Annotated in this window: 16 protein-coding genes; 8 read left to right on the forward strand and 8 right to left on the reverse strand. The window is 45.1% G+C overall.

What is annotated here, in order from left to right; all coding sequences use genetic code 11:
- Positions 1–90: 90 nt before the first annotated feature.
- The 5 genes from VR7878_RS08265 to VR7878_RS08285 all read left to right on the forward strand — a co-directional run bounded on the left by VR7878_RS08265 (position 91) and on the right by VR7878_RS08285 (position 6,260).
- Positions 91–1,104: an adenosine deaminase gene (locus tag VR7878_RS08265; protein WP_077335142.1), complete on the forward strand. Its 1,014-nt coding sequence runs from the start codon at positions 91–93 to the stop codon at positions 1,102–1,104.
- A gap of 29 nt (positions 1,105–1,133) precedes the next feature.
- The gene (locus tag VR7878_RS08270; protein ID WP_077335172.1) at positions 1,134–1,688 is read left to right on the forward strand and encodes a gamma-glutamylcyclotransferase family protein; all 555 of its coding nucleotides are present in this window, start codon (positions 1,134–1,136) and stop codon (positions 1,686–1,688) included.
- A 226-nt stretch (positions 1,689–1,914) separates the two neighbouring features.
- The gene (locus VR7878_RS08275) at positions 1,915–2,916 is read left to right on the forward strand and encodes a substrate-binding domain-containing protein (RefSeq protein ID WP_077335144.1); all 1,002 of its coding nucleotides are present in this window, start codon (positions 1,915–1,917) and stop codon (positions 2,914–2,916) included.
- A 169-nt stretch (positions 2,917–3,085) separates the two neighbouring features.
- Positions 3,086–4,231, forward strand: coding sequence for an HD-GYP domain-containing protein (locus VR7878_RS08280; RefSeq protein ID WP_077335146.1), 1,146 nt, complete (start codon positions 3,086–3,088; stop codon positions 4,229–4,231).
- Between the two features lie 313 nt (positions 4,232–4,544).
- Complete coding sequence (locus tag VR7878_RS08285; protein WP_077335148.1) at positions 4,545–6,260, forward strand: AMP-binding protein; 1,716 nt, start codon at positions 4,545–4,547, stop codon at positions 6,258–6,260.
- A 69-nt stretch (positions 6,261–6,329) separates the two neighbouring features.
- On the opposite strand, the gene VR7878_RS08290 is transcribed toward VR7878_RS08285, so the two are convergent.
- Positions 6,330–6,536, reverse strand: coding sequence for a DUF1127 domain-containing protein (locus tag VR7878_RS08290; protein ID WP_077335150.1), 207 nt, complete (start codon positions 6,534–6,536; stop codon positions 6,330–6,332).
- A 100-nt stretch (positions 6,537–6,636) separates the two neighbouring features.
- Here VR7878_RS08290 and VR7878_RS08295 point away from each other — a divergent pair, with 100 nt between their 5' ends.
- On the forward strand, positions 6,637–7,575 hold the full coding sequence (locus VR7878_RS08295; RefSeq protein WP_077335152.1) for a LysR substrate-binding domain-containing protein: 939 nt from the start codon (positions 6,637–6,639) through the stop codon (positions 7,573–7,575).
- Between the two features lie 126 nt (positions 7,576–7,701).
- Here VR7878_RS08295 and fusA read toward each other — a convergent pair whose 3' ends face one another.
- Positions 7,702–9,789, reverse strand: a complete 2,088-nt coding sequence (gene fusA / locus VR7878_RS08300) for an elongation factor G (RefSeq protein WP_077335154.1) — start codon at positions 9,787–9,789, stop codon at positions 7,702–7,704.
- Positions 9,790–9,967: 178 nt separating this feature from the next.
- A complete protein-coding gene (radA, locus tag VR7878_RS08305) occupies positions 9,968–11,347 on the reverse strand; it encodes a DNA repair protein RadA (RefSeq protein WP_077335156.1) in 1,380 nt (459 codons plus the stop codon).
- 136 nt (positions 11,348–11,483) lie between these two features.
- Here radA and VR7878_RS08310 point away from each other — a divergent pair, with 136 nt between their 5' ends.
- On the forward strand, positions 11,484–13,832 hold the full coding sequence (locus VR7878_RS08310; protein WP_077335158.1) for a PilZ domain-containing protein: 2,349 nt from the start codon (positions 11,484–11,486) through the stop codon (positions 13,830–13,832).
- 52 nt (positions 13,833–13,884) lie between these two features.
- Here VR7878_RS08310 and serB read toward each other — a convergent pair whose 3' ends face one another.
- The gene (serB, locus tag VR7878_RS08315) at positions 13,885–14,835 is read right to left on the reverse strand and encodes a phosphoserine phosphatase (RefSeq protein WP_077335160.1); all 951 of its coding nucleotides are present in this window, start codon (positions 14,833–14,835) and stop codon (positions 13,885–13,887) included.
- Between the two features lie 102 nt (positions 14,836–14,937).
- On the opposite strand from serB, the gene VR7878_RS08320 reads away from it, so the two are divergent.
- Positions 14,938–15,549 carry a YtjB family periplasmic protein gene (locus VR7878_RS08320; protein ID WP_077335162.1) on the forward strand — a complete coding sequence of 204 codons (612 nt, stop codon included), beginning with the start codon at positions 14,938–14,940 and terminating at the stop codon, positions 15,547–15,549.
- A gap of 48 nt (positions 15,550–15,597) precedes the next feature.
- Here the strand turns inward: VR7878_RS08320 and deoD are convergent, their stop codons facing one another.
- The 4 genes from deoD to VR7878_RS08340 all read right to left on the reverse strand — a co-directional run.
- Positions 15,598–16,317, reverse strand: a complete 720-nt coding sequence (gene deoD, locus VR7878_RS08325; RefSeq protein ID WP_077335164.1) for a purine-nucleoside phosphorylase — start codon at positions 16,315–16,317, stop codon at positions 15,598–15,600.
- A gap of 36 nt (positions 16,318–16,353) precedes the next feature.
- A complete protein-coding gene (gene deoC, locus VR7878_RS08330) occupies positions 16,354–17,130 on the reverse strand; it encodes a deoxyribose-phosphate aldolase (RefSeq protein WP_077335166.1) in 777 nt (258 codons plus the stop codon).
- A 418-nt stretch (positions 17,131–17,548) separates the two neighbouring features.
- Positions 17,549–18,436 (reverse strand): LysR substrate-binding domain-containing protein, encoded by an 888-nt coding sequence (locus VR7878_RS08335; protein ID WP_077335168.1) that lies wholly within the window; start codon positions 18,434–18,436, stop codon positions 17,549–17,551.
- Between the two features lie 145 nt (positions 18,437–18,581).
- The coding region (locus tag VR7878_RS08340; RefSeq protein ID WP_139344037.1) for an integrase core domain-containing protein at positions 18,582–18,796 on the reverse strand (215 nt) is incomplete at its 5' end.

An 18,796-nucleotide genomic window follows, 5' to 3' on the forward strand; every position in this document is an offset into this window, starting at 1 on the left:
CAACATACCAATAAATACACCGCGATCATCAAAATATGATTGAATCGATTTGATTCACGATTGAATTACCTGATTGTCACAGAGGCAGATATGCAAAACTTTATCCAGAATCTACCCAAAGTAGAGTTACATCTTCACATTGAAGGCACACTCGAACCAGAATTAATGTTTCAACTGGCAAAACGTAATCAGGTTAATATTCCCTTCCAAACACCGGAAGAAGTCCGGGCGGCCTACCAGTTTACCAATCTGCAATCTTTCCTTGATATCTATTATCAAGGTGCGGATGTGTTAATTCATGAGCAGGATTTCTTTGACCTGACCTGGGCTTATCTCCTGCGCTGTCAGGCTGATCATGTCATCCATACTGAAATCTTTTTTGACCCACAAACACATACCGCCCGTGGCATTGCTTTTGAAACCGTCATCAATGGTATTTCCGCTGCGTTAGATAAAGCCCGACAAGAGTTAGGTATTTCCAGCCAGTTGATTATGTGTTTCCTGCGTCATCTGAGCGAAGACGACGCAATTGAAACCTTCAAGCAGGCGCTGCCTTATCAGGATAAAATCATCGGGGTTGGGCTGGATTCTTCAGAGCAGGGTCATCCACCGGAAAAATTTGCCCGGGTATTCAAAATGGCGCGGGATGCGGGCTTTATTCCCGTTGCTCACGCTGGGGAAGAAGGCCCGGCCAGCAATATTGACGACGCCTTAAATCTATTGGGAGTACAGCGGGTTGACCACGGGGTTCGTTGTGTCGAAGATCCACAACTGGTGCAACAACTGGCAGAAACAAGAATGCCACTGACCGTCTGCCCGCTCTCCAATATCAAGTTGCGTGTATTTGACAATATGCAACAACACAACATCGTCGAGTTACTGAGACAAGGGCTATGCGTTACAATCAACTCGGATGATCCGGCTTACTTCGGCGGCTATATGACAGATAACTTTATGGCGGTTGCCGATGCCCACAAGATGACCCATGCTGAGCTTGCTCAGTTCACACTCAATGCGATTGAAGCCAGCTTTATCTCATCAACAGAAAAGGCACGTATGGCATCAGAGGTTAAAGCCTATCTCAATCACACCGATACAGAATAGATAACAGCTTCAACGGAGGTTTTGTGGCAATTTACATCTTTGGCTATGGCAGTCTGATGAACTCATCTTCACGCCAGCTGACCGGACAAACAGGCACAGCCCGCCCGGCTGTGGTTGACGGCTTAACCCGGACTTGGGGAATGGTGGATGACAGTTATCAGGCTTCACCACTGGTTGTTCAGCCCGGTGACGGTATCGTCAATGGTGTGCTGCTCGATGTATCACCCCAAGAGCTGACCCAGTTCGATCAGCGCGAACGGGGATATCAGCGTATTCAATTGGATATCGCCGACATCAACACTGAATTGTCACTCTCCGCTCAAGATGCGGTGTGGGTTTATGTGAAGAGTGAGCCAATGGCACCGACTCATGAAAGCCCGATCCTGCAAACATATATCGATACGGTTCTTACCGGTTGTCTTGAAGTCTCAGAGGCCTTTGCTCACCTGTTCGTCAAGCACACTCATGGTTGGGAGCATCCGCTGGAGAATGACCGTCACGCGCCTAAGTACGTCAATTATGCAGGGATTTCCCCGGAAAACTGGCCGAAAATAGACCAAATCCTTACCCAGGTTCTGGCCTGATAGTCCATGGCCTCTTCATGAGGCCTTCTTTAATACTCCCGCGATGAAAACGCAGAGTTTTGCGGTTACCACATGTTTATACCACCCTCTTCATGATAGAATCCGGCTGTTTTACAGAAAAGATCACCAAGATGGCATCATCCGAAAATATACCCCATCTCTACGGGCTGTGATGTAATCATTTTGCTGCGTCATATTTTATCTGAATGATGTATAGAGGAATGCAATGGCCACGATCAAAGACGTTGCACGTGAAGCCGGGGTGTCTGTCGCAACCGTTTCACGCGTCGTCAACCAGTCCCCGAAAGCCAGTCAGTCATCGATTACGGCAGTCAAAGCCGCAATGCAAAAATTAGGTTATCGTCCCAATGCAGCGGCCCGTGCACTGGTCAGTCAAAGTACCAATATTATCGGTGTGTTAGTCAATGATGTGTCTGACCCATTTTTTGGCTCGCTCGTAAAAGCCGTTGATAACGTCGCTCACGAAAATGGTAAACAAGTGTTGATCGGTAATGGTTATCACCATGCAGAACAGGAACGCAAAGCCATGGAGCTGTTAATTAACAGTCGTTGTGATGCGCTGGTCATTCATGCGAAAGCACTGCCGGATGAAGAGCTGATCAGCTATGCCCGCGAGGTCAAATCGATGGTTCTGATCAATCGTTACATTCCTGAAATCGCAGATCGCTGTATCTCTCTGGATAATTTTAAGGGGGCGTATCTGGCGACAGAATACCTGATTAAAAATGGTCATCAAAAGATTGCCTGCATCAGTTCTTCACATCCGATTGAAGATACTGACCAGCGAATTTCCGGATACAAATCCGCACTGCATGATTACGGTATTTCATTACCTGCCAGTTATATTGAGCAAGCAGAACCCAGTACCTCAGGGGGGGAAATCGCGACCACCAACTTACTGCTAAAGTCTCTTGATATCACGGCGATCGTTGCCTACAACGATAATATGGCAGCGGGTGCGATTTTTGTGTTGCAAGAAAACGGTCTGGCGTTACCGGATCAGATCTCCCTTATCGGTTTCGACGATGCGTTAATCTCCCGCTATGTCAGTCCCAAATTAACTACGGTTCTTTATCCGATTCAACAGATGGGAGAACAGGCAGCCCAACTGGCGCTCAATCTGGCTAAAGGCTTACCGTCAGAATTGCAACCATTGCGGTTCTCCCCCACATTAGTCAGGCGGGAGTCCGTCAAAAAACAAAGCTGATGGCTGATCAAGACCTGCGTACTGAAAGTTGCCTTAAGCCTGTGGAAGTGATCACCGGAGAGAGTGAAAAATAATGAATTTTTTCGACGACTGACTGCTATTTTTATGCACTCTTCTTCTAAACTAAAAAGTAAGGAATCGGTGAGAAAATCGTAGCAAGGGTATCGACATGAGTCATCTTGATCACAATGATGTTCAACAGACATCTCATCAGCAAAGTCTGAATGATCAACTCGTTGAAATTCATGAATATATTTGCGAAAAACTGCCTCAAATCGCCCGAATTTCATTTGCGCTGTACGAATCATTTTCAGACCATTTAAAAACTTACGCAGACAGCACTCCGGATCATGAAATTTTACTTCACTATGAATACCCGCTCAGTCAGCTTCCCGGGCTGAAAGCCTGTGCTGTTGAACAATGCGATCGCTGTATCAACGAACCGTCTCAGTCACTGGAAACCGATACCCCGCACAATCAATGGCTCAAACAGCAACATTTTGGCGCCTCACTTGCCTCACCGATATACTATAACCATGAATTTATTGGCTTTATTTTCATAAATACTGCCGAAGGATACAGTTTCGACGATCAACTCTGCCAGCAACTGTCAACACATATCGACACGATTCGTCAGGCAATTACGCGTGAGTATGAAACCATTCATAAGATTCTGGATATGACGAGTTTCATTCTCAAACAGAACCCGAAACATCTGGCGCAAAGCAGGGATCATCAAGAGAGAATGTATCATTTCACCAAAGTTATCGCCCGAGGTGTCTCACCGCAATATCATCTGGACGACGAACAAATCGACCATATCACACTGTTTTCACGGTTGCATGATATCGGTAAGCTCTCGATTCCACATCATTTGCTGTTAAAACCCGGAGGACTAGGAGTGATGGAGAGGCAACAGGTCATCGGGCATATCGATAAAGGGATTGAGATTATGGAGTCAGTCTTGTCTCGCGCCAATTGCCTGCATCATGCTTGCATTCAGACCCTGAAAGAGATTGTTTCCTATCACCATGAGTTAATGGACGGCAGCGGTTATCCCTTCGGTCTCAAAGAAGATGATATCCCGATCCCGGCACGGATCATCACCGTCGCCAATATTTTCGATGCACTGACCACTCACCGGCCTTATAAACAGGCTCGCTCAGTCCCGTTTGCTCTCCTTGAATTAGAGAAAATGGTTGCCGAAGGTAAACTTGATAAACATTGCGTCAATGCGCTGAGAAAAAATCAGGAATTTTTAAACGATATTATCCGGAAATATCCGGAGCCGGATCCCAGCAATCTCTCCTGTTGAGTCACCATTGGTTTCGCTCACACATCGGCAGAGTTCAAGAAGCGGAATGAATCTTTTTCTGACACAACTTATCAAGAAATACATCACAAAAACGAATTATATAAAACACAAAATTATCGAAATAATCTTAAAGTAAAGCTAAGCCAATCAAAACTTTGAAATTCAATAAAACAGCCAGCCTATGGCTAGCTATAAATATAATACAAGTAAAGATAAAGGCCTGTGTCTGATGATGCGCTCCGAATCATCGCCTCGTGAGGGCACTTGGACATAAGCGCCACTAAATAATACAGCCTAATAACGGATACAGCTTATGCTCATCAAAGGACATCAAACTCATACCGATTGCAGTTCGTTGGCAACCCCCTACGAATGTTTACTTCACTGGGCTGAATCACGGCCGGATGATGTTTATCTGAAACAGATCAGGCATCGCCGCTTTGAGACGTATACATTTGCTCAAGTGGCCGATCACGCTCAACGGTTGGTGAGTGCATTACATAAGCTCAACCTGAAACCGGAAGATCGCATCGCAGTTATTTCGAAAAATTGTGCAGAGTGGTTTATTTGTGATCTGGCAATTATGCTGGGTGGCTTTGTCAGCGTACCGATCTTTCCAACGGCTAACGAAGACACCATCGATTATTGCCTCACGCACAGTGAGTGCAAAGCAGCATTCATTGGTAAGCTGGATGACATGGCTGCTGTCACGGAAGTTCTGAACAACAAGCCTGATTTAATCAGTATCGCCCTCCCGTACGATAGTGCGCCACACTGTCAGTATCATTACAACCAACTCATTCATGATCATCCCCCGACAGCCTACAAACCGGAACATCAGGATCAATCGCTGATGTCAATTGTATACACATCCGGTACATCCGGAACGCCGAAAGGCGCAATGTTAAGTTATGGTGGTTTTGCTTGGTCAGTGCGCCAGTTAAGCCAGTGTATCGGCATCAGGAATCATGATCGGCTGTTCTCCTATTTACCGCTGGCTCATATCACAGAACGTGTTTATATCTTTGGTTCCTCAATTTTCTCAGGCGTACAGACCGCTTTTCCGGAATCCCTCGATACATTTATCGAAGATGTTAAAATGCATTGTCCGACGCTATTTATTTCTGTCCCCCGATTATGGACACTTTTTCAGCAACGTATTCTGGATACTATTCCACAAAAACGGCTTGCATTTCTCCTTAAGATCCCACTGATTCGCACCATTATCCGCAAGAAGGTCGCCCATGCATTAGGCCTGAATAAAGCGAGAGTTCTCGGCTGCGGCTCGGCACCCGTCTCTCCTGATTTATTACTTTGGTATGATAATCTGGGGCTGGAGATCACTGAGGCCTGGGGAATGACTGAATCCTTTGCCTACTCTACGCTCAACTATCCTTATCAGAAGTCCAAAGTAGGTACCGTCGGCCTTGCCGGGCCCGGCGTGACACTCAAAATCGCGGAAGAAGGTGAAGTTTTAGTTCAGAGTCAGGGGTTATTTACGGGTTACTACAAGAATGAGCAGGCAACCCGGGAAGTCATCACTGATGATGGCTGGCTGAAAACCGGTGATATTGGCAAACTCGATTCGGACGGTTATCTGTCTATCGTGGGAAGAAAAAACGATACCTTCAAAACAGCAAAAGGAAAATTTGTTTCCCCGGTACCAATAGAGAAAAAGCTCTATCAGGCCAGTCGTGTTGAAATGTTATGCCTGATCGGTTTAGGTCTCCCCGGACCAATATTGTTGGTTGTCCCGCACAACATCCCCCATTTCGACAAGGCCCGATATGAACGCTCAGCCAGACGTATCATTGCAACAATCAATCAGGAGTTGCAATCTCACGAGCAAATCAAAGGGGTATTAATGGTGAAAGATTCCTGGAGTATTGAGAATGGAATTCTGACACCAACACTCAAAATCAAAAGGCACTTACTGGAGAAACAATATCACCAACTCGGATTGAACTGGCCAAAAGATAAACTTGTGGTGTGGGAAGATGCAATCACCGAAAATCATCCGTACGGTTAACTTCTCATGAATGATTTTCGGCGACTCAGGCGTAAAAGCTAACAACGACACCGGAATAATAGCGGTTAATCAATCCCAGAAATATTTTTGACACTCTTTCTGGGCTTGTTCCCGACTCAAACCGATATCTTCCAACAGATGTTCCGGCAATTCTGACAATTGTCGGCGTGTCTTGTAGTTTTGCTGCCAGTGTTTTATCAAAGAGTAGATATTCTTAACCCAAAAACGATAAGTATCAATTAAAGGCGGTTGAATTTTATTGACAATCTCGTTCATAGTTTATCCTTGATATATGGTGTTTTCGTGGTTAAATAATTATCGAAAATAGCCCATGGCACAAACGATAAAAACTGACACTCAATTAAGGAAAACTTAAGTGAAAAGTCGCCTACCTCCTTTACAATCTGTCTATTATTTTTACATGGCAGCACAAGCAGGCAGTTTCAAAATTGCATCCGAACAACTGTTTGTCAGCGCTGCTGCAATCAGTCAGCAAATTCGTCAGTTAGAGGAGTGGTTGAAATGTGAATTGTTCATTCGTCAACACAGGCGTGTTCATCTGACAACAGAAGGACAAATTCTCTATAAGTATGCGCAGAAAGGGTTTTCTGAACTCTATGCAGGTATACAACGTTTGACTCAAGATCCGTCACCGAATCAACTGTCTATTTCTACCCATCCGGCTTTTGCCCAACACTGGCTCGTTCCCAAACTTCAAGAGTTCAGACAGAAACATCCGGATATCATACTGCTGATCGACCCGAAAGATGCATTGGTGACATTTCAGGATGACTCCGTTGATCTCTGTATTCGTTATGGGCAAGGGAACTATGAGAATCTGACCAGCATCAAGCTGATGGATGAAGTGCTCTATCCGGTTTGTCATCCGCTTTATCAGAAACAGCATCAAATTGAATCGGTCAATGACTTATATCGTGTTGACTTAATTGAAGATATGATTCCAGATATGAGCTGGGAACTATGGCTAAACTCTATCGGAGCCCCGACCGGGCGTCCGACACTTCAGTATGAAGGGTCACTGTTTGTCCTGGAAGGCGCGTTAGCTGTACAAGGTGTCGCCCTGATGAAGCACACGTTGGCCCATCGCTATATTCAGGAAGGAAAGCTCATCCGTATTGGCCATCAGGCTATTCGCTCCCGTTATAGTTACTATATTTGTGCCCCGGAAAGCTACCTGCAAAGGAAAAAGGTCAAGGTCTTTATCGTCTGGATACAAGAACAAATCGCAACGTTCACGCTTTCGGGTTTAAACGAACTCGATATTATCGAGCGAACTATCATCGAACGAACATAGTTTCAGCGCTGATTCACCGCAACTACAAACTGTCACCACCACACTTAAGGCGTTTAATAGATGACAACAAAAAGCCCCGTTCGCTTTCGCAACGGGGCTTTATCGTTAAAGGGTTAAGCCAAAGAATTACTTCTTAGCATTACGCTCTTTAACTTCAGCAATTACTTTCTCAGCAACGTTTGCTGGACATGCTGCGTATTTTTCGAACTCCATCGAGAACTGACCACGACCTGAAGTCATTGTACGTAGTGTACCGATATAGCCGAACATCTCAGAAAGAGGAACGTCAGCTTTGATACGTACGCCAGTTGCACCAGCTTGTTGATCTTTGATCATACCACGACGACGGTTAAGGTCACCGATGACATCACCAACGTTATCTTCTGGTGAGAATACGTCAACTTTCATGATTGGCTCAAGAAGCTGCGCACCTGCTTTAGGCATAGATTGACGGAATGCACCTTTCGCTGCGATTTCAAATGCGATTGCAGATGAGTCCACTGCGTGGAAGCCACCGTCGAACAGTTCAACTTCAACGTCTAGCGTTGGGAACCCTGCCAGCACACCGTGCTGCATCATACCTTCGAAGCCTTTCTCGATTGCAGGCCAGAATTCTTTAGGAACGTTACCACCAACAACAGTTGATTTGAAAGTAAAGCCAGAGTTTGGCTCACCTGGTTTGATACGGTAATCGATCTTACCGAACTGACCAGAACCACCAGACTGTTTCTTGTGCGTGTAGCTATCTTCGATTTCTTTGGTGATAGTTTCACGGTAAGCAACCTGAGGTGCACCGACTTCCAGCTCAACACCGTAAGTCCGTTTCAGGATGTCTACTTTGATGTCCAAGTGAAGTTCGCCCATACCTTTCAGGATGGTTTCACCTGAATCTTCATCAGTCTCAACCTGGAATGACGGATCTTCTGCAACCATCTTACCGATCGCGATACCCATTTTCTCAGTAGAACCTTTATCTTTCGGTGAAACCGCGATAGAGATTACTGGTTCAGGGAAAATCATTGGCTCAAGTGTACATTCATGCTTTGGATCACACAGCGTATGACCAGTTTGAACGTTCTTCATCCCAACAACTGCGATGATATCACCGGCTTGTGCAGAAGTGATCTCAGTACGATCATCTGCCTGCATCTCAACCATACGGCCGATACGCTCAGTTTTACCAGTTGCAGAGTTCAGGATGGTATCACCTTTCTTCATCACACCTGAGTAGATACGGATGAAGGTCAGTGCACCGAAGCGGTCATCCATGATTTTGAATGCCAATGCTTTCAGCGGTTCTGCTGCGTCTACTTTTGCCACTTCACCAGTTGGTTCACCAGTTTGTGGATCAGTCAGTTCTTGTGGATCAACTTCTGTTGGGTCTGGCAAATAATCAACAACTGCGTCCAGAACCAACTGAACACCTTTGTTCTTAAATGCAGAACCACAGTAAGTCGGGAAAAATGCCAGGTCACGTGTACCTTTACGGATACAACGCTTGATGTCTTCGATAGAAGGCTCTTCACCATCCATGTAAGCCATCATCAGATCGTCATCTTGCTCAACAGCAGTTTCAATCAGGTACTCACGGTATTCGTCTACCTGATCAACCATATCTGCCGGAACATCTTTGATTTCGTAGTTTTCTGGTAGACCTGTGTCATCCCATACGTAGGCTTGACGAGTCAGAACGTCAACAACGCCCACGAATTCGTCTTCACGACCGATAGGCAAAGTCATTACCAATGGAGTCGCTGCCAGAACGTTCTTCACTTGTTCAACAACGTTGAAGAAATCTGCACCCATACGATCCAGTTTGTTAACGAAGATGATACGTGCAACTTCTGATTCGTTCGCGTAACGCCAGTTAGTTTCTGACTGAGGTTCAACACCACCAGAACCACAGAATACACCGATACCGCCATCAAGAACTTTCAGTGAACGGTATACTTCTACTGTAAAGTCAACGTGTCCAGGAGTATCGATAACGTTTAGACGGTGGTTTTTCCACTCACAAGTTACCGCAGCTGATTGGATAGTAATACCGCGCTCTGCTTCCTGCTCCATGAAGTCTGTAGTTGATTCACCATCGTGAACCTCACCCGTTCTATGGATTTTACCAGTAAGCTTAAGAATACGCTCAGTGGTAGTGGTTTTACCCGCGTCAACGTGCGCGAAAATACCAATGTTTCTGTATTTCGATAAATCTGCCATTGTCTTACTCTGTTAATAAGGTATAAAGTGCGCGCAGAGTATATCATAATCCGTCAAGACTGATAGCCCCGCTCGCGGTTTGGTGAAAAATATTTTCCATCGCCTCATTCAAAGGGATTTTCAATATTTTTGCTGGTTATTCATTTGAGAAACAAGCTAATTTTCTCAATCCGTATTACTAAAGCTCATCAAAAGCCTGAATCGCATCGGCCAATTTTTTCACCGCATGGATTTGCATGCCTTCGATACCACCTTTCGGCATATTGGCATGAGGAATAATGGCTTTTTTAAATCCATGCTTGAACGCTTCATTTAACCGCTCCTGTCCGCTTGGTACAGGGCGAATTTCTCCCGCAAGCCCGACTTCACCAAAAATGACCACATCTTTGGGTAAAGGCCGATCCCGGAAGCTCGACAATAATGCCATCACCAAAGCCAGATCAGCACTGGTTTCGGTGACTTTCACCCCACCGACAACATTCACAAACACATCTTGATCAGCCATCATCAGGCCACCGTGTTTATGCAACACAGCCAGAAGCAGAGAAAGGCGGTTTTGTTCCAGGCCGACAGCCACTCTGCGCGGGTTCGCAAGTTGTGAGTAATCCACCAAGGCTTGAATCTCGACCAGTAGTGGCCGTGTGCCTTCCCAGACGACCATCACAGAACTACCGGACGTTTCTTCTTCGCCTCTGGATAAGAATATAGCAGAGGGATTGTTGACTTCTCTCATCCCTTGCCCGGTCATCGCAAAAACCCCCAGCTCATTCACGGCGCCAAAGCGGTTTTTGTGACTCCTGAGCGTTCTAAAACGGCTGTCTGTCCCACCATCCAATAACACTGAGCAATCAATAATATGTTCAAGCACTTTTGGCCCGGCTAGCGTACCATCTTTTGTCACGTGCCCGACAATAAACAGTGCAACATGATTTTGTTTTGCATAACGGGTCAATGCCGTAGCGGATTCCCGAACCTGAGAAACACTCCCCGGAGAGGACTGAACATCCGCAACATGCATCACTTGAATTGAATCAATCACCATGATCTTCGGCTGCTCTTGTTCGGCAATCTGACAGATTCGATCCACGCTGGTTTCGGATAACATTCGGAGTCGATCTTTCGGCAACCCTAAACGAGAAGCTCGCATCGCAACCTGTTGAAGCGATTCTTCTCCGGTTACATACAGCGTCGGAATCCCGCTGGCAAGATAACACATAACCTGTAACAACAGCGTTGACTTCCCGGCTCCGGGATTACCACCGATCAGAATGGCAGCACCGGGAACGACACCACCGCCCAAAACACGGTCTAATTCTTTGAAGCCGCTAGTAAAACGAGGAACTTCTTGCAGGTCAATATCAGCCAGTGTTTGAACTTTAGCTTCAGTTGTTCCGCCTGCATAACCACTCAATCGCTCATTCCGAGAAACCTGAGAAGATGCAGCCAATCGGACTTCCGTAATGGTATTCCATGCCCCACATGCATTACATTGCCCTTGCCAGCGGGGGAAATCCGCACCACAATCATTACAAACGTATGCTCTTTTTGTCTTCGCCATATCCCCTCAACTCGATTATGGAATGTGATTCAGTATACAGTTTAATTCGACGGATCCCGAAAATAACAAATAACTCATTAAATAATTGACGAAAAAAGCCGATAATTATTTCAGAGCGTGAACATCATAAATAATTATGCAAAAAACAGAAATTAGATCTATCGCGGAAAAACTAATTCCAGCTTATAAGTCAGAGGATTTTGAAAAAATTCTGTCACAGATGACGGAAGATGAGTCCCCCTCTGTCAAATTACTTGTAAAAATGGAGTTAAATCGGGTCATGGGGCCTTGCACCAAGACTGTCGATCTCCGCGGACGCGTTCAGGGTGAATGTCGAGAATACCTTCTGGATGGTCTGCGTCACTGGCTCGATGATGTCGCCTTTAATGACTACTACAAATATATCAAAAAATTTGGCGGTTATACCGAAGGAGTATGGGAAGCCCTTTACAATACTCGCAATAACTTTCGGGTGATGAAAGAAAGAAATACCGACAACCAGCCTGCAATTACAGATTCAGATAGCCCTTTTGAAGTGGAAACAATTCAATTAGGCTACGACCTGAAACGCAGAGAAAACCGAATGAGGCTTGCTTCTCAGGTTGATATTACCTTACCCAACGGACAACAAGTGGCAGCCGTCACGCTCGACTTCTCCCCTTCTGGTGCAAAAATCAAAGTACCTAGCGCTTTTGACTACAAATTGGGAGAAAACATTCATCTCCATTTTACTGAACTTGAGCAAAAACATCCGCATCTTGAAGACCTCCAGTCTCAGGTAGAGTACCGCATACTCGGCATTGATGAATCGCTTGAAAATGATGCTGTCAAATTTCTTCGCCTTATCAAACTCAGCGAGACACAGGTGCTCGAACAAGTCATTCAGGAACACTTGTTTAATGAAACCCAGAAAGCACGCCATGACAACCAAGATAAAATCGCTCGGGCCAGAACTCGGGCCTACGAACATACTTTTCTCAAACATGCTTGCCAGCTTCCGGTCTTTTTTCAGGGAAATGAACTCAAAGTGGTTCTTTTGACCGAAAGCAACCATAACATCTGGCAATACTGGCATGACGAAAGAAACCAGCAGTCACTGGGCAATTTGTTTAACCCGCAACGTATGTCGCTACTGGCAAAACAAGGCGTGAGCGAAAGCAGCAATACCCTCTACACCTTTAAACATGACTATCAAGAAAAATGTCTGTTTTTTTCCATGATGAAGTCAGAAGCAACCCCCGAATTGCGCAAATTATTTTGGCACATCGGTGCAAAAAAGGAGTCGTGGCGCGCTTTTCGTATCTCAATGTTTGAGCTTAGCGCCCAGGAACGGGAAAGTCTTGTCACTGAATCTCCCGAGCTGACTAAACATCTTTCCTCACTGACTCACTGCGGTATTTTACAAGAGGTCAGCAATCCTGAAACCGCAGCCGATTATCTGCTGGTCGATAAACCACAAATGCCCAGCAGTGAATTGAATGTTTTTCGTCATCCGAGAAAAGTAAACGGTTACCCTATTTCTATCTTCTTCGATGCCCGCTCTCAACGCAGAGAGCCTCGCTACCGACTCAGCTCTCCGGTCACAATTCAAACCAATCAAGGCGAATTAATCAGCGGAAAAACCATTGATCTGTCCAAACGAGGGGTTTACATCACACTTGAAGCCCCTGTTGTCCTGAAAGTCGGAGATTTGGTCAACGTCGATTTTATTGAACTCAAAGCCTATAACAAGAAATTGCCACTGGATCAGGTTCCCTATCAGATCGCCCGAATCACGCCCAATGGTCAACGTATTCAGTTATCGATTCAGGAAGACAGCCACACCATCAAAATCATTCGTTTTTTCAACCGGCTAATTGAAAGCAACCGGGATAAATTAATCGAAAATAACGAAGTTCGCCCCAGCTTGGACTTGCTCGAGCAACTGCATCATATTCTGTTGGATAAAATTGTCTGCTCACCGCTCTTTGTCGAACGTCAGGGAGCTTATCTTAAAACCAGCGCAATTGGCATCAAGAGCCCATTATCGTCCTATCAGGTTTTACTGGCAAAGCTCGGGCATGGGGAAGGTTATATGTCTCTGGACCCCATTTTCAAAGGACATAGCAATACCCTGATCGCGCAACCGATGAAACATGTTGATGGCGCAAAGCCTCACTATTTTGATATCTATTTTTCCGTCAGAAAGTTCGGTAGCCGCGTCCAGTCGATTGAAACGCGCTTGTTATCCGATTTTAACACCACCCAAGAGCGGATCGCCTTCATTCAGGACTCGTTAGTTATGGGCGATATTTATATTCTCAGGTATTGTGCCATCGCTGTATTCCACCCCATAGCAACATTATTACGTTCCGATCTGGATGAACTGTCACTGATTAGTATGCATCATGCCAAGTCCATCGAAAAATCGATTGCTTCAATTGTGGGTTATGGTGAATTTTTCGATATCACCGAAGAAGTGCTACTCCGCCTGGAAATCAACTAATCCGACGTTAAAATATGACCAGCACTTCTTATCTTGCTTATCATAAAGCGCATCACTCGACTGAAGAGTGCAACATCAAGCTTGCCGATAAAATACAGAGAACACCACCCAACTGCGCACAGCGAATTGCAGATTGCGCCTGAGCTTCAACTTTCGGCTTTGCATGAAACGCAATTCCCAACCCCGCAGCATCCATCATCACTAAGTCATTCGCACCATCGCCAACCGCAACCGTATTGGCCGGTTTGAGACTATATTGAGCCGTCAGACGGCGTAAAATGTCTGCTTTGGTCTGGGCAGAAACAACCTCACCCAGCACTTGTCCCGTCAGGCGGCCATCAGCAATTTCCAGTACATTCGACTGCGCGAAATCCAGCGCAAGCATCTCTTGCAAATAATCAGAGAAGTAAGTAAAACCACCGGACGCAATCGCGGTTCGCCAACCGAAATCTTTTAATGCCGAGATCAACTCGCGCAACTCTGGCATCAAAGGCAGTACCTGCCGAACCTGGGCGAGAATATTCGCATCTGCACCGGTTAACTGAGCAACACGCTGACGGAGGCTCTGCTCAAAATCCAGCTCGCCCTGCATGGCTCGTTCCGTGACTGCTGATACTTCCGCTCCGACGCCGGCCAACTTAGCAATTTCATCAATACATTCAATCTGAATCGCAGTTGAATCCATGTCCATCAGTAGCAATCCCGGCTGGCTTAAATCAGGAATCGCCTCGATACTGGCATAATCCACCTGTAACTGTTGCAGACTCTGTTCATGAGATATCGTTAAATCCCCGGCCATTAGAGCCACATCATAGTGACCGACCCGCCAAATCCGATGAATGGGATTGAACATGCCGGTTAATTCATCAAGCTGAGTAAAAAAATCAGGAGACAGGGAGGCACTGTATAAAATCCAGTTCGCCTGAACATCTTGAATCCGTTGCTGCAACTGTTCAGCGAGTGCCGTCTTTTGTGTGATTAACAATGTCTTTTGCGAGTTCATGAAATTTACCTGTAATGAAAGTAACCCGACGTTAACCTATTGCAATTTAAAAACGCAAGTATCAATATGACTTCTGATAAAATTTCTTGTGGTTAAGGTACGATGAGTGGTTCTCTGTTCTCACTACGCGTAGTTCTACGTATCATTGCAGTCCTCAGTGTCGTCATGATGTTTGTTTTTACGGCAGAAAACAGTGTGATGATTAGTAAAGGTAATGAAAAAATTCAGGCCAACCAGCTGGAGACCCTGACGAAACTGCTGATCTCACAAGCCTCGCTCACGGCCAGTAGTTTTCTGGCCGAGCAGGATGAAGAAAAACTGAAATCACTGACCAACCAACTGGCACATGATCGATTAGTGTTTGATGCGACGATTTATGATGCTGAAGGGGTGCAAATTGCCGCAAGCGACTCGGCACTCAGTGTCCGGGATGTCTTAGGTCTGGATACGCCGCTGAAAACAGCGAGCATTGGCAGACAACAATTGGTTGAACCGGTTTTACACGACAATAACGTGATTGGTTTCATTCGTATTACGTTTGAAACGGGGAAAGTGACGGCCATCTCCGATCACCATTATCGGAAAAGTGATCGCTATATGTATTTAATGATCTTGGCAAGCTTTACCAGTGGGATTCTGTTGACCTTATTACTCCGACGTCAAAAAAGAAGAGCTCGTCAGGGTGAAAATTTACTGTTAAAAAATGCAGGGTGAGCACTGCCCACCCTGTCGATTGAATCTATCGTTCAACGGAATCAAGCTTTACTGCGTATCACCAATCAACACGGATTCCAGCGCAATCTCAATCATGTCGCTGAATGTTGTCTGACGCTCCTGAGAAGTCGTCTGTTCGCCGGTCTTGATATGGTCAGACACGGTACAAATCGTTAACGCTTTTGCACCATATTCGGCAGCAACACCATAAATACCGGCCGCTTCCATCTCTACACCGATAATGCCGTATTTATCCATGACATCAAACATCTCCGGATCCGGCGTATAAAATAGCTCCGCAGAAAACAGGTTACCGACTTTCACATCAATACCGCGTGCTTTGGCTGCTTCTTCAGCCGCTTTGACCATCTGATAATCAGCGATGGCTGAAAAATCATGATTTTTGAAGCGGATGCGGTTCACTTTTGAGTCCGTACAGGCCCCCATACCAATCACTACATCACGGATATGAACATCTGCACGAACCGCACCGCAGCTGCCGACGCGAATCACTTTCTTGACCCCAAAATCTTTAATCAGTTCGGTGACATAAATCGAACATGATGGAATCCCCATACCATGCCCCATCACAGAGATCTTCCGCCCTTTATATGTTCCGGTATAACCGAACATATTTCTCACATCGCAAACTTGTACGACGTCATCTAAAAAGGTTTCGGCAATATACTTTGCTCTGAGTGGATCTCCCGGCATCAAAACGACATCGGCAAAATCACCCATTTCAGCATTAATATGTGGCGTAGCCATCTTTTTTCTCCTTAACTAACTATCAGATCGCGCTGATTAATATGAATCAGAACTCTGAGAAACTTCTGTACCTTCTAATGTTGCCAAGAGATGGTTCAACAAACTGGATGCCCCGAAACGGTAGTGACGACTGTCAGCCCACGCTTCTCCCATCAGCTCATCAGCCATCGACAAATAAAGCGCAGCTTCCTGTGCGGTTCTCACACCACCGGCAGGTTTAAAACCAACTTTGTCAGCGACATCCAGATCGCGAATCACTTCCAACATCATTCTGGCATAAGCCGGTGTTGCATTTTCTGCAACTTTGCCGGTCGAGGTTTTAATAAAATCGGCACCGGCACGAATCGCAATTTCTGAAGCTTGTTTAATCAATGCTTCTGTTTTTAATTCACCCGTTTCAATAATGACTTTCAGTAAGATATCGCCACAAGCCGCTTTACACTGCTTGACCAATTCAAAGCCAACCTGCTCATTGCCATTGATTAAAGCACGGTAAGGAAAAACCACATCGACTTCATCTGCACCATAGGCAATCGCAGCTCGTGTCTCTGCAACCGCGACCTCGATATCGTCACGTCCATGCGGGAAATTAGTGACCGTCGCAATTCTGACATCTGGTGTACCTTGCTCCCGGAGCGCTTTCCTGGCAACCGGAATAAAGCGAGGGTAAATACAAATTGCAGCTGTTGTTCCAAAAGGGGTCTGCGCACTCTGACACAACGAAACCACTTTTTCTTCCGTATCATCGTCATTCAGCGTGGTTAAATCCATCAAGGTTAACGCCCGTTGAGCTGCTGACTGTAATTCGTTCATATACCACTCCGTTTTTAATAAACTATCTCAAATCGACATTCGATCATTTTATCCTACCGGTACGTCACGGATATAGGAGAATCAAGTCTCCACCAGTCACGCAATCGGTTTGTATCTCATTCTGTGACTGGACAATCGTCACAAATAAAAAAGGCTTCAAGGTATCAATTCTTTATATGTAGTGGACGAGTGAATTTGACCACTTGATTGGACGTTTGCAATAACTAAAGTTATTCGCACATTGCTAAATTAGCAAAGTCTCTGGCTCGTTTCTGTCCATCTACGTTTCAGCTTGTTTGGGCTGAAGCATTTCTACCCCTAAGTTTGCTAACCCAAGTTTTAGGACACCTTTCTTTTGTCATTAATTGACTTATTTTTGGTAATGCTAAAACGGGCTAAGATACTGGTGGTTATTCAGTTATAGCGTGTTTAGGTATTTATTGACTTCTTCAATCAGCCAGTTAAAGAAAGCCTCATGTCTCATTTCAAATCCTTCTTGATTACGCCAGACTAACCAATATGGGTAAGGATAAGGAGCCGTTACTGTAGAAAGTTGTACCAGTTCTCCTCGCTGAATGGCATCATGTACAAGACTTCGACGCTCCAACGCTATTCCTTGACCTAAACGAACCGCTTGTAATACCAGATTTGAGTCATTGCTGCATAGCCCAGTACGATGAATCTCTACATCAAGTCCTACGGCTTGGCACCATGGTTGCCATGACTCCGTGTTAAAGACGATCTGGCTTTCAATTATTTCGTTAGGGGTTGATGGTAAAGATCCATTATTAAAATGTGGAGCAGCGACTACGACTAGTTCGTCATTCAAAAGTGGATATTTATTGACACCATCCCAATCGCCATTACCCATCCGAATGCCTATATCAACCGGTTCTTTAACCATGTTAGTAACGGAAAGGCTAGCTTGAAGTCTTATACATATATTTGGATACAACTGCTCAAAACTCGGTAAACGCGGTATTAGCCAATACATACCAAATGAAGGAAGAACGTTAACGACGAGTTCTGTTGATTTTGGTTGTGTCTTAATTAATCGGGTCGCTTCAGAAATACCATTTAAGGATTCCCTAACCTGCAAGGCATATAGTCGTCCATTCTCACTGATTTGCAGTCCTCGTCCTTCTCTAGCGAACAGAGTGACACCTAACATTTCTTCTAAAACTTTAATCTGTTGACTGATCGCTGAATGAGTTACATGTAATTCTTTAGCTGCTGTTGTAATACTGCCAAGCCTGGCTACTGCTTCGAAACTACGCAGACTAGCTATCGGGGGAAAATTTGACATGTAAGTATCTCTTAATATTTTTGGTAGAAAATACTGATTTTAAATTCTAAATAACATAGATAATGTAAGTATTGTTAAACATTCAAACTGTTAGTCAAGAGGAACGATAAGGAAACATAGGTTGGACATGACCTGCCCCCAAGAATTAATCCAAAATTTCATTAGTAATGCTTATTAAATCACCATTGTTCGTTACTGTTCTTGTGGTTGCTGCAAACTCAGATGGAGTCAGATAATCCAGTGCTGAGTGAGGACGATTTTCATTGTAATCCATACGCCAGCTACTGATGAGTTCACGAGCATGACTCAGATCCCGAAACCAATGTTCGTTTAAACATTCATCGCGGAACTTTCCGTTAA

Origin of the sequence: Vibrio ruber DSM 16370 (assembly GCF_900163965.1) — a bacterium.
GTDB classification, from domain to species: Bacteria; Pseudomonadota; Gammaproteobacteria; order Enterobacterales; family Vibrionaceae; genus Vibrio; species Vibrio ruber.